Source organism: Nostoc sp. DedQUE09, from assembly GCF_034530915.1.
In the GTDB taxonomy this organism is placed as follows: Bacteria; Cyanobacteriota; Cyanobacteriia; order Cyanobacteriales; family Nostocaceae; genus Nostoc.
The window spans coordinates 1-12,218 of sequence record NZ_JAVRCE010000113.1 but is presented as its reverse complement, the minus strand read 5'-3'; the positions used below and the strand labels follow the sequence as shown (position 1 = coordinate 12,218).

The window sequence follows — 12,218 nt, the reverse complement described above, 5'->3', positions numbered from 1 at the left end:
GAGTCTTTGAACTCCGTTAACGAGTCTTTTATACTCGTGAATGAGTCTTTGAACTCCGTTAACGAGTCTTTTATACTCGTGAATGAGTCTTTGAACTCCGTTAACGAGTCTTTTATACTCGTGAATGAGTCTTTGAACTCCGTCAGCGAGTCTTTTATACTCGTGAATGAGCCTTTGAACTCCGTCAGCGAGTCTTTTATACTCGTGAATGAGTCTTTGAACTCCGTTAACGAGTCTTTTATACTCGTGAATGAGCCTTTGAACTCCGTTAACGAGTCTTTGATACTCGTGCAAAGGACGCAAAGGACGCAAAGAAAGAGAAGAAATATATCTATAAAATGAAGCGAAGCGGTGCGTTAGTCCTTGGTGTAACGCATCATACCAAAACACTAAAGGCGTAAAAATAAAAAAGGAGTTAGGAATAAATAACTCCTAACTCTTATACAGATGCGATTAATCGCGTCTCTAATTTTTACAACGCACAAGTCAACTCGCCGGCTTTTTGACTAAAGCGGTGATTTTCCCGATAATCTACGGGACAATCTATCACGGCGGGTACATCCTGAGCGAGGGCTTCTTTGAGGGTGGGAATCAAATCTAAAGCTGATTCAACTCGGTAGCCTTTTAAACCCATACTTTCGGCTAATTTGACAAAATCAGGATTACTAAAATGCACAAAGGATGAGTTTCCTTTACCAAATTGATTTTCTTGCTTCCACTCAATTAACCCATAGCCACCATCATTAAAAATGATGGTGACAAAGGGCGTACCGACACGCAAGGCTGTTTCTAATTCTTGAGAATTCATCATAAAACCGCCATCACCTGTAACAGCAACGACTTTGCGCTTAGGATGAACGAGTTTTGCTGCTAAAGCTCCAGGAATGGCAATACCCATAGCTGCGAAGCCGTTGGAAATTATGCAAGTATTGGGGCTATGGCAATGATAATGACGAGCCATCCACATTTTATGTGCGCCAACATCAGAGATGACGATATCATCTGGGCCCATCACTTGGCGTAAGTCATAAATTAACTTTTGCGGCTTAATAGGAAATCCGTCATCATGGGCATACTGTTCGTAATCAGCCCGAATCTCTGTCCTTAAACTAATGGCAAAGGGATCGGGTTTACCTTGTCGGTCTGCTAATTTTAAGATTTCATAGAGGGAATCTGAAATATCTCCCACGACTTCGGCGTTGGGAATATAACTACTATCAATCTCTGCCGGATTTACCCCAATATGCACAATGGGAATTTCACCATTACGATTCCATTTCTTAGGGGAAAACTCAATCAAATCATAGCCGATCGCAATTACTAAATCTGTGTTATCAAAGGCACAGGTAATGAAGTCTCTTTGCTGTAATCCCACTGACCACAAAGCTAGTTGATGTGTGTAGGGAATCACGCCTTTACCCATGAAAGTATTGGCAACAGGTATATTCAACAAGGTGGCAAATTGCGTTACGGCATCACTTGCGTGAGCGCGAATTGCCCCATTTCCGACTAAAATTAATGGGTTAACTGCTTGGCAAATTGCGGCGGCGGCGGCCCGAATGCTAGCAAAAGATGCATAAGTTTTTTCGCTATTATCCTTACGCAAAGGTTTGCCTTCGACGAGCATAGCAGCAATATTTTCTGGCAAATCGATGTGAACTGCGCCAGGTTTTTCAGATTGCGATCGCTTAAATGCTTTCCGCACTACTTCGGGTGTAATACTCGGTCGCACAATCTGCTTATTCCACTTGGTGACAGGTGCAAACATTGCCACCAAATCTAAATATTGATGGGATTCAATATGCATTCTATCTGTTCCCACTTGACCGGTAATCGCCACCAAGGGCGCACCATCGAGGTTAGCATCTGCTACCCCAGTCATCAAGTTGGTTGCCCCAGGGCCAAGAGTAGAAAGACATACCCCGGCTTTCCCTGTTAAGCGCCCGTAGACATCAGCCATGAATGCTGCACCCTGTTCATGACGAGTCGTAATAAATTTAATCGAAGAATGTTTTAGCGCTTCCAAAACGTGCAGGTTTTCTTCGCCAGGGAGTCCAAAAATATATTGCACTCCTTCATTTTCTAGGCACTGCACCAATAATTCTGCTGTATTCATTTTATTTCCTAACTAGCAACGAATAAGACTTTAGTCATTAGTCATTTGTCCTTTGTCCTTTGTCCTTTGCCATTTGTTCTTTGACTAATGACTAATGACCAATGACCAATGACTAATCATTTAACCCACACGGTTTTAACATTGACAAACTCATGTATACCTTGGATACTCAATTCTCTGCCATATCCAGAACGTTTGATGCCACCAAAGGGCAACCGAGGATCGGATTTAACCATACCGTTGATAAATACGGCACCTGCTTCGATTTCTTCAACTAAGCGATCGCTCTCTTGGTTGTTGGTTGTCCAAGCACTTGCACCTAAGCCAAAGGGTGAGTCATTAGCGAGTTTAATGGCAGCATCAATATCTGGAACCCGGAATAACAAGGCTACCGGGCCAAAGAATTCTTCTTTGGCGATTGGTGTGTCGATGGGGATATCTATGATAATCGTTGGTGGATAAAAGTTTCCAGGACGATCTGATAAAGGATGTCCACCGGTGATGACTTTACCACCGCTGCTAATAGCACCTTGCACTTGTTGGTCTAAATCCTGGAGAATACCAGGTGTTGCCAGTGGCCCTAAATCGGTATCTGGTTGCATAGGATCGCCTATTTTTAGCGCCTCAAATTTTTCTAAAAGCAATTTTTCAAATTTGTCTGCGATCGCTTCTGCGACAATAAAACGTTTCGCTGCAATACATGATTGCCCGTTATTCAACATCCGCGCTGTAGTAGCTGTGACAACTGCTGTCTCTAAGTCAGCACTTTCTAACACAATAAACGGGTCACTTCCTCCTAATTCCAAAACTGTTTTTTTAATTTGTTTGCCGGCGGCAACGGCGAGGGATGCCCCCGCTGGTTCGCTTCCGGTCAAGGTAGCAGCTTTTACGCGGTCATCAGCCATTAAATCGGCAACTTTGGCAGCGCCTATTAATAGAGTTTGAAACGCACCTTCAGGAAAACCTGCCCGTCGGATAATCTCTTCAATTGCCAAGGCGCACTGCGGCACATTGGAAGCGTGTTTGAGTAAGCCGACATTTCCCGCCATTAGCGCTGGTGCAGCAAAGCGGAACACTTGCCAGAAGGGGAAATTCCACGGCATGACCGCGAGAATCGCACCTATTGGTTGATAACGTACAAAACTCTGGCTGGCATCAGTTTTTACACTGACATCAGCTAGAAAACTAGGGGCGTGTTCGGCATAGTAACGACAGACGGCGGCGCATTTTTCGACTTCTGCGATCGCAGCTTTAAATGGCTTACCCATCTCTAGAGTCATTAACTTAGCCAAGTCTGCTTTGTCTTGCTCTAAAATCTCAGCAGCCTTTTGCAGCCAATGCGATCGTTCAGAGAAACTAGTCTGACGATATTGTTCAAAAGTCCGATCAGCTAAATCGAGTTTAGCGGCAATTTCTGCATCATTGAGCGCCTCAAAGGTTTTGAGCGTCTCCCCAGTGGCGGGATTAATGGTGGCGATCGCCATTACCTGACCTCCCGTTAAAAAATAGCTTCGGTAGGCTTCCTAGTGTTACACAGATCAATTCTGGAAGCTACCACCCAAATTCTAGTCTTTTAACCCGGAATTGGTTGCTTAATATTACAATTTTGCAATTTTAATTGAATGAAATTATACCAATCAACAAGTATTAATATTGATGAATTAAATACAAGTAAAGTTGCTATAATTTGCACAATTGAGGAATCAAGCCATGACTCAAGTCTTACGCAAACTAGTCACATTCGATGAATTCGTTGCTAAATATCCAAATAACACAGGACAACGTTACGAACTATATGATGGAGTAATAATTGAGATGCCGCCACCTACAGGCGACCATGAAGAGGTGATTGGATTTTTAGCCACAAAAATCACTTTAGAATATAGTCGCTTAAATCTTCATTATTTCATTCCTAAAACAGTATTCGTCAAACCAGTTGAGAAAGAATCTGCTTATTCCCCAGATGTCCTAATATTAAATCAGCCTAATTTAGTTAATGAACCTCTGTGGAAAAAAGAATCAACTGTTACTCAAGCAGCATCAATTCCTTTAGTAATTGAGGTGGTAAGTACCAATTGGCGTGATGATTATCTAAAAAAATACGCTGATTATGAAGAAATGGGAATTCCTGAATACTGGATTGTAGATTATGCTGCATTGGGCGGTAGAGAATTTATTGGCAAACCTAAACAACCTACTCTTTTGGTTTGCTGTTTAGAAGAAGGTGAGTATCGCATTAGTAAGTTTCGAGGAGATGACCGTATCCAGTCGCCAACTTTTCCAGAGTTGAATTTGACCGCAGAGCAAATTTTTCGCGCTGGCACGGTCAGCTAAATTGAGTATATTATGCCTAGCCAATACCTAAAGATTAATAATTGGAGCAATGATTGTTGGTACTGGTTGCAATTTTGTCTGATAAACCTTAACTAATCGCTCAATACCTTTGAAACGATAATCTCCCATTTCTTGGAAGTCTGAGGGTTCTGAAAGCATTTTATGGGTGGCTTCACTAATCACGCATTCACTAGGGGGACAAACTGCTTCCATCCGAGCAGCAAGATTAATCGTTGCGCCTAATGCCGTATAATCTACCCTTTGGGAACTACCGACATCTCCCACCACAGCTTTCCCGCTATTAATTGCAATACGTAATTGCAGGGGTTCGTGCCAAAAACCATTGGCATTTAGATGTTCGAGACGAGTGAGCATTCCCTTAGCAGCAGTAACAGCGCGATCGGCATGATCTGCTTGCGGTTCTGGAGCGCCAAAAAATGCCATAATGCAATCGCCAATATATTTATCTAAAGTGCCGCCGCAACCAAACACTTCTTTTAGCATTTCTTCAAATAAATTATTTAATAGTTGAGCGATCGCTGTTGGTGTTAATCTTTCAGAAATTGCCGTAAAGCCAACTAAATCGGCAAACAAAATACTGATTTCGCTCTCGGCGGGAGCTAAACGACCACCCGGTAATCCGCCCACAGATATCAACTGCTGTACAACTGCTGGAGAATGATAGCGTTCTAGTCGGTGACGAATCATCTCTTCAGTTTTGAGTTTCTCTACCAGTAGCCAACGCTGCACGCTAGAAGCAACAAGGTTTGCTAAAGCTGAGAAAAAGCTTAATTCTTCCTCACCTTCATTTGCCCAATGGTAAGAAGAAAAATTGGCATCGGCATATAGTACGCCCACAACTTTATTTTCATCCCATAAAGGCACTGCCATCGCGCTACGAATGCCTTTGACTAAAATACTCTGTTCGCTAGCAAACCGTTCATCCTGATGAGTATCACCGGTTTGAATAACTACTTTTTCCTCAAATACTTTTTGACAGATAGTACGACTAATCCAACTACCATCAGAGGGAAGATGTTTCTGTTGAGAAATATTTCTAGTGGCAGCATTCATTAATTCTAACTGGCCGCAACCATTGACATCAATTAATAATGCCAAGCGATCGATACTATCAAGGTAACGAAAAACTACTTGCTGCACCTGAGAAAAAATCTCTTCTATAGACGCGGCTGCACAAAGATTTTTTGCTATGTCCACTAAGTCTTTGAGACGGGCAATGGTTTTGTCCTTATTGCTGATGTTGCCATCCTTACTATCAGCTGCGATCCATTGCTGTTGTAATTGTTCAACATTGTGAAGGATGGTTCTTTGCTCATTAATGTCCGAAATTTCGGCATACTCTGGTGTCAGTTGAGAAACAGGGGTTGTGAGCAGCACTACCAGGCTAACATTGCCCAGCCAGATGATATCGCCGTGATGTAACTCTTGGGGATAGTTAACCAGATATTTATTGACTTGCGTCCCGTTTTTGCTGCCCATATCCTCAATAGTCCACACACCGTCAGCCGTTTTTACTAGGCGAGCATGGTTGCGGGATACTCCACCAAAAGGTAAGTACAAGTTACATTCCGGCAAACGACCAATTGTAAATACATCTTGGTCAACTGCGATCGTGGTCTCGGTATCTCCCTCTTGTAGGCGTAACGTGAGTTCAGTCATGAGTGTGATAGATCCATCGAAGCTAGAGGTCAAGCAACTCTAAGGTAAGTTATACCCTACAGGTTAACCTTCACCTTTTGTTTATGACACTGTTAACTGCATTCCGACAACTGTATTTCAGTAGTGCTGAGTGCTGAGTGCTGAGTGCTGAGTGCTGAGTATAACCTTGTAGTTAAAACTACACGAATGCCAACGCCAAGGGCAAACAGAACTTGGCTCTTAGGGGCGCGACTACCCTATATGCTGAGTGCAATTAATTTTACTTTTTACTCAGCACTCAGCACTATTTTGGTGACAGATATTACAAAGTATTGGATTAAAAGTCTCTGGCACAACTCCAAAAGACTTGTGTGTACAACGAAAATTTGTACGCGATAGGAATGGAAGTGAGGTTTTCCATAACCCTTGAAAAATCAATCTATTGAACAGCTAACGAATATTAGCGATCGCGTTTAGCAGAACGACGCGATGCCGACGAACGAGCGCCAGGTTTCTCGCCATTAGTGGCAGGTGGCGCTGCTTTACGTTTAACCGATGTCTGTGGTAACGGTTTAGGAGTACGAGCCGGACGCTTCTCACTTCCGGGCTTGGCTCTTTGTTGCCGTACATTTGCGATTGGTTCGGGGTTGGTATCGGGGTTGGGCGCAAAACCAGCAACCACTTCCTTCGGCAAGCGTTGCTCAATCAGTTTTTCGATATCTTTCAATAGATGCTGTTCATCGATGCACACTAGCGATACAGCTTCACCTGATGCGCCAGCGCGACCGGTGCGACCAATACGATGAACATAATCTTCTGGTACATTGGGCAAATCAAAGTTAACAACATGGGGCAGTTCGCTGATGTCAAGACCCCTAGCAGCAATGTCTGTCGCCACCAATACTTGTAAGGTGCCATTTTTGAACTTGGCCAGAGCGTTAGTACGCACCGGCTGGCTCTTATTACCGTGGATTGCCAAGGCTTGAATGCGGTCTTCGCCCAACTGCTTCACCAAACGATCAGCGCCATACTTGGTGCGAGTGAACACTAGTACTTGATACCAATTATCTCGCCGAATCAGATGAGCAAGTAATTGGCGTTTTTTGTCACGGTCTACTTGGTAAACTTTCTGTGCGATCGTGTCGGCGGTAACGTTGCGGCGTGCTACCTCAATCATCGTCGGATTATTGAGTAGTCCGGCGGCTAGTGCCTTAATTTTGTCTGAGAAAGTAGCGAAGAATAGCAAATTCTGTCGCTGTTTGGGCAGGAGTGAAAGGATGCGGCGGATATCATTAATAAAACCCATGTCCAGCATCCGATCGGCTTCATCCAGCACCAAAACCTCAATCTGCGATAAATTCAGCGTACCCTGCTGTACGTGGTCTAGTAGTCGCCCTGGAGTAGCGACCAAAATATCCACTCGACTCCTCAAACGCTGTTTTTGCAGATTAATACTGACTCCGCCAAACATCACCATTGAGTTAAGATTTAAGTATTTGCCGTACTCGCGCACGCTTTCTTCCACTTGTGCAGCGAGTTCGCGAGTCGGGGTGAGAATCAACGCCCGGATTGGTGGGTATCCATTAGGCGTACCTTTGCTCTTATTAGACGACAATCGATGCAAGAGCGGCAGTGTAAAACTAGCGGTCTTTCCAGTGCCAGTTTGTGCCCCAGCTAATAAATCTTTACCTGACAAGACAGCAGGAATGGACTGCATTTGGATTGGCGTGGGTTCCGTGTACCCTCGTTCGGTAACAGCACGGATAATTTCATTGGACAAGCCGAGATCGGAAAAAGACATAAGACTCCAAAAATAACATCGGCCTGTCGCCAATCATGGCGTCAGTCTTAGGCGGACGGATAAAAATCATTGAAAAGCTGGATGGGCAGTAGCGCAAAGACTGAGAGCGAGTGCCGCAGTCCCTCATTCTATCAGATTGCCCTCTATTGTGTTGTTAAAGTTGCTCTGATTCAGTGTTGTGTTAAATTAGCATTACCTGCTTGTAAAGCAAAGTATTGAACAAATGGGAGAAATTCATTATCGCAATCCAAAAGCAACTGATTAATTCACAAATCAAATCACCTAGCGTCTTTTTGATTGACCATGAGAATAACAATCGTGGTCTGATCGACACCAATGAGGCGTTACAGCTAGCTGAAAGCTTAGAGCTTGACTTAGTTGTAGTCTCTCAAGGTAAAGACGCTCCAATCGCGAAGATTCTCAACTATGGCAAGCTTCAGTATCAAAAGAAAAAACGTCAGAGCCAAAGTGCTAGACCCACGGTAAAGGAAGTTCGATTCGGTCTAAACGTGGGTTTAGCTGATTACAATTTACGCATCGAACAAGCAGGTCAGTGGTTGAGTAAAGGCGATTCTGTCAAGTTTGCCATTCGTTTACGAGGCCGAGAACATCAATATCGTGACAAAGCGGGAGAGATGCTAGACCGAATTGCAAACGATCTTAGTAAAGTAGGTAAAATCCAGTCGCTGGATAAACGTGCCCTAGTTATTCAAGTCATTCCTGCCTAGTTATCTTGCGATCGCTAGAGGATTATTTGTAACAGCTTGTAAAGAACGAAAAAACCCGGAGGCAACACTGTAGCTTCTATGGAAAAAACATTGACATTCTCCCCATTCAAGACAGCAAGGGGATTTTTTCGTTGTGCATTGAGTCACACTTGCACAGAGCTATAGTGGAGATGAGGATGGAACCTTAAACCAGTGGGGGATGTCATAACCCCAACTACTGGGACATCGAAACATCCCAGATCCTGTCTACGAATATTGATAAAGCCAAACCCATTTCTATGGGACTCAAAGCCGCACTAACATTTATAAGTGCGGTTTTTGGTTTTATGTCGTGTACTGCAATATGAATTAATAGCTTTTAAGTTGAAAGCAAGAGAGTTTTACGCATAACAGAGGTACTGGGGGATTGAAAATTCTCTTTATCGGCAGTTAGAAAACCGTTCCACAATATCCTTTACTGTCTTATAACTTAGATGAAACTGCTGGGCAATCTGGCGGCTAGAATACCCTTCCTCGATCATTGTTAAGACTTGAAAAGCATACTTATCTAAGTATTTTAAATCATCCATATAATTTTTCGACCTTTTGTATAGGGTTGGGTAAAAATCCGTATTATTTAGATGGAAGAATTATTGTAAAACAAGCTCTTACAGTTGGATCAGAGCAACTAAATTTATTTATGGTTACTGAGCGTAGTCGAAGTATGGGGTTTAAAATTTTTGACTTTTGACACTTCGACTCTGCTCAGTGTTAACTTTTGACTTCCCCAAAGGGGCTGACCGTGCTTAATCTTATCTAAAAAAATTACTCTTTTTGCAAAATTTATTCTTCTATCTAGTGAACTTGTGAAGGCAGATAAACTATGGTTTAATGTTAAGTTTGCTAGTAATAAGGGATACAGAGCAAAAGTACCAGGATTTCAGCGTAGTTATTAAAATAACCTCAATGCCTATCTCCAGCTAGATGAGTATTTTATCTATGCTTAGAAATGCTTTAAAAAAAATTGAGTTAGAAATGGAAATCCTAGACTTGCCGGAAAGTTTGATATATAAGGATTATAGGCAGGAAAGACCTCTAAACTTCCGGTTTGTTCAAAGCTAGGGGCTAAGAATTCGTGGCAACTCTCGTAGCGGACTTTCATAATGTTGTACGGAATCGTACTGACTGGGAGCGGCTGAGTGTTCTAGTCTTTAATTAATACTTAAGTGTAGGCAATCCCGAAGTTATAAAAATTTGAAATCAAATTCATCGATAGTAATATCCTTTAACTTCTGCTTGCTAGGCTAGAACCCAGTAACGAGAAATTAAGGGATAAAACCCATTAGGAATTGGTTCACAGTCTTTTTCTTTCTATTCAGGGATTGAAACTTAGATGCGACCTGAATTGATAATAAACCTAGATATTATGTTTGCCCAGCAGTTACAGTCAGTGCAAGGGCGTTTAGCTAACTTGTGCCAAGATACGAACACCGCAGTACAGCCAGAAGCCGATTTGCTGCTAGCAGTCTTGAAAGAAGTTGATATTGCTTCAAAAACACTAGAGATAGCTACGGAACAGTTGTTTGAGCAAACTCAAAAATTGGGAAATGTACAAGCACGGCTTAGAGAGGAATACAAGCGCTACCAAGACCTGTTAAACTTCATACCAAATGCTTACTTGGTGACTGACATACAAGGGAAAATTCTGTCAGCTAATCGTGTCACTGCCACACTGTTCAATCTTCAACAGCGATTTTTGGTCAACAAACCGTTAGTCTGTTTCATTGCAATAGAAGAACGTCAGGCGTTTCGTTCCCAACTAAACCAGATGCATAGTTCTGAATGTGACTATGTGCAAGAGTGGATATCACGGATACAACCGCGTGACTGTGAGCCTTTTGAGGCTGCTATGACTGTAGCTTCTGTACGTGATGTTAAAGGCAAGTTAACAGGCTTGCGCTGGATGGTGCGCGATATGACTCACGTCTGGCAACAGCCTCAATTAGCCTTAGAAAGGCCAGAAGGGCTTTATCCGTTATCTGCTCTTTAGCTTAAACTTTAGCAGGCGATCGTATTCCTTTTTGATTACCTCATAACACTCACAAGAAGCCTCTTGTAGTCCCTGCCGATCAACGATTTGGATTTTCTTTCGGCTGCATTTGATCAGACCTTTTTTTTCCAAGAGGTGGGCGGTTTCGGTGACGCCAGAACGGCGCACGCCCAGCATGTGGGAGAGGAACTCATGGGACAGGATCAGTTCATCCGAGTAGAGACGGTCACTGGACTCAAGCAACCAACGGGCCATGCGTTTTTCTATAGTATGAGTGCGGTTGCAGGCAACATTCTGCGAGATTTGCGCGATATAAGCTTGTGTGTATTTGAGCATCACGTCCCGCAGCGGCTTATTGGTGTCGAACTCAGCCAACAGCAGATGTGCCTTCATTTTCACCGCGTTGCCGGGAACCTGAACGATGTACTCGGTCTGCGTCATCTCGCTCCCACCCATGAAGGCGTTGATCCCTACCATCTCCCGGCTTCCGACTACTCCGGCTTCAATCGTCCTACCGTCTATCATTGTGACGGTGACTGAGATTAGGCAGGTAAGAGGGAAGTAGACTTGTTCGATAGTTTCGCCGGGTCGGTTGAGTACCTCACCGGATGAAAGCTCGACCTCGTGCATTTTGTTTTCTATCTGCTTGTATACGTCGCGGGGCAGGGCGGCGAGCAGAGTGTTTTCAGTAGCCATATTTTTATTAAAGCTTGTTTATTAATTATTTTTAATATTGTTAAGCTATGGCATCCGAAAACCCAATACGGTTCGGTTAAAGGGGAAAGGGAAAGGGGGAAAAAACTTTTAACCCTTAACCTTTAACCTTTTCCCCAAAGGTAATTCTGAGTTCAAAATGCTTATCCGAACCGTATTGTCCGAAGACCTATAAATATAACTACGGGAGGTTGGCCAATTTTCAAAAGATATTAGCCAGCAGTTTTTTAATAATTAACTGATAGCTTTTTAGGTTTTCACGCCAAGTAAACTTTTGCAATCCGTATTAATAAAACGTATTTTTTCCTTATTGTATCCCGCCCCCGGATTTCTCACAAGTGAGAAATCCGGGTCAAATATTCTGACGTTGAGTTATATGATGTCTGCTTGATTACTACTTATTAAACCCGGAAAACTCCACCCCGCTAAAGCTGTGCTTTGTCTCCCCTCCCGAAAAGCCTACGGTGTACACACCAGTCTGAAATAGCTGATTAGCCAAGGTTTTACCCCACCCTAACCCTCCCCTTATAAAGGCTACGGTGTACACACAAGTCTGAAACAGTTCACTCATCAGAGTTTAAGCGTAAGTTTTACCCCTCCCTAATCCTCCCCGTATGTATTGGGGAGGGAACTGTATTTCTAGTTTCCCCCCAATGCATCTACGGTGTACACACAAGTCTGAAGTTGTTCAAGAATCTGGGTTTTACTCCACCCTAACCACTGCTTGAATTCAATAAACAACCACCCGAATTCAATAAACGACTACCCGAATTCAATAAACGACCACCCGAATTCAATAAACGACTACCCGAATTCAATAAACGACTACCCGAATTC

10 protein-coding genes are annotated in these 12,218 nt (G+C 43.1%); 3 read left to right on the top strand and 7 right to left on the bottom strand.

Annotated elements, in window-relative coordinates; all coding sequences use genetic code 11:
* From RMY27_RS34655 to RMY27_RS34645, 3 genes are all read right to left on the bottom strand, one after another.
* The coding region (locus RMY27_RS34655) for a hypothetical protein (protein ID WP_322669327.1) at positions 1 to 390 on the bottom strand (390 nt) is incomplete at its 3' end.
* Positions 391 to 472: 82 nt separating this feature from the next.
* Complete coding sequence (locus tag RMY27_RS34650) at positions 473 to 2,116, bottom strand: acetolactate synthase large subunit (RefSeq protein WP_322669326.1); 1,644 nt, start codon at positions 2,114 to 2,116, stop codon at positions 473 to 475.
* Positions 2,117 to 2,232: 116 nt separating this feature from the next.
* Positions 2,233 to 3,600 (bottom strand): NAD-dependent succinate-semialdehyde dehydrogenase, encoded by a 1,368-nt coding sequence (locus RMY27_RS34645; RefSeq protein ID WP_322669325.1) that lies wholly within the window; start codon positions 3,598 to 3,600, stop codon positions 2,233 to 2,235.
* A 226-nt stretch (positions 3,601 to 3,826) separates the two neighbouring features.
* On the opposite strand from RMY27_RS34645, the gene RMY27_RS34640 reads away from it, so the two are divergent.
* On the top strand, positions 3,827 to 4,450 hold the full coding sequence (locus RMY27_RS34640; protein ID WP_322669324.1) for a Uma2 family endonuclease: 624 nt from the start codon (positions 3,827 to 3,829) through the stop codon (positions 4,448 to 4,450).
* A gap of 27 nt (positions 4,451 to 4,477) precedes the next feature.
* Here RMY27_RS34640 and RMY27_RS34635 read toward each other — a convergent pair whose 3' ends face one another.
* Positions 4,478 to 6,130 carry an adenylate/guanylate cyclase domain-containing protein gene (locus tag RMY27_RS34635; protein ID WP_322669323.1) on the bottom strand — a complete coding sequence of 551 codons (1,653 nt, stop codon included), beginning with the start codon at positions 6,128 to 6,130 and terminating at the stop codon, positions 4,478 to 4,480.
* A 439-nt stretch (positions 6,131 to 6,569) separates the two neighbouring features.
* On the bottom strand, positions 6,570 to 7,910 hold the full coding sequence (locus tag RMY27_RS34630) for a DEAD/DEAH box helicase (RefSeq protein WP_322669322.1): 1,341 nt from the start codon (positions 7,908 to 7,910) through the stop codon (positions 6,570 to 6,572).
* A 215-nt stretch (positions 7,911 to 8,125) separates the two neighbouring features.
* Between RMY27_RS34630 and infC the strand changes: the two genes are divergently transcribed.
* The gene (gene infC / locus RMY27_RS34625; RefSeq protein ID WP_322669321.1) at positions 8,126 to 8,638 is read left to right on the top strand and encodes a translation initiation factor IF-3; all 513 of its coding nucleotides are present in this window, start codon (positions 8,126 to 8,128) and stop codon (positions 8,636 to 8,638) included.
* A 419-nt stretch (positions 8,639 to 9,057) separates the two neighbouring features.
* On the opposite strand, the gene RMY27_RS35715 is transcribed toward infC, so the two are convergent.
* Positions 9,058 to 9,159 carry a hypothetical protein gene (locus RMY27_RS35715; protein WP_416212396.1) on the bottom strand — a complete coding sequence of 34 codons (102 nt, stop codon included), beginning with the start codon at positions 9,157 to 9,159 and terminating at the stop codon, positions 9,058 to 9,060.
* A gap of 851 nt (positions 9,160 to 10,010) precedes the next feature.
* Between RMY27_RS35715 and RMY27_RS34620 the strand changes: the two genes are divergently transcribed.
* Positions 10,011 to 10,667, top strand: coding sequence for a PAS domain-containing protein (locus tag RMY27_RS34620; RefSeq protein WP_322669320.1), 657 nt, complete (start codon positions 10,011 to 10,013; stop codon positions 10,665 to 10,667).
* On the opposite strand, the gene RMY27_RS34615 is transcribed toward RMY27_RS34620, so the two are convergent.
* Positions 10,653 to 11,363: a Crp/Fnr family transcriptional regulator gene (locus RMY27_RS34615; RefSeq protein ID WP_322669319.1), complete on the bottom strand. Its 711-nt coding sequence runs from the start codon at positions 11,361 to 11,363 to the stop codon at positions 10,653 to 10,655. The two genes, RMY27_RS34620 and RMY27_RS34615, sit on opposite strands and share 15 nt — an antisense overlap.
* Between the last annotated feature and the right edge of the window lie 855 nt (positions 11,364 to 12,218).

Coding starts and splice junctions, on each gene's coding strand:
- RMY27_RS34640 (WP_322669324.1), top strand. CDS start 3,827: ATGACTCAAGTCTTACGCAAACTAGTCACATTCGATGAATTCGTTGCT.
- RMY27_RS34635 (WP_322669323.1), bottom strand. CDS start 6,130: ATGACTGAACTCACGTTACGCCTACAAGAGGGAGATACCGAGACCACG.
- RMY27_RS34650 (WP_322669326.1), bottom strand. CDS start 2,116: ATGAATACAGCAGAATTATTGGTGCAGTGCCTAGAAAATGAAGGAGTG.
- RMY27_RS35715 (WP_416212396.1), bottom strand. CDS start 9,159: ATGATCGAGGAAGGGTATTCTAGCCGCCAGATTGCCCAGCAGTTTCAT.
- RMY27_RS34645 (WP_322669325.1), bottom strand. CDS start 3,600: ATGGCGATCGCCACCATTAATCCCGCCACTGGGGAGACGCTCAAAACC.
- RMY27_RS34615 (WP_322669319.1), bottom strand. CDS start 11,363: ATGGCTACTGAAAACACTCTGCTCGCCGCCCTGCCCCGCGACGTATAC.
- RMY27_RS34630 (WP_322669322.1), bottom strand. CDS start 7,910: ATGTCTTTTTCCGATCTCGGCTTGTCCAATGAAATTATCCGTGCTGTT.
- RMY27_RS34620 (WP_322669320.1), top strand. CDS start 10,011: ATGCGACCTGAATTGATAATAAACCTAGATATTATGTTTGCCCAGCAG.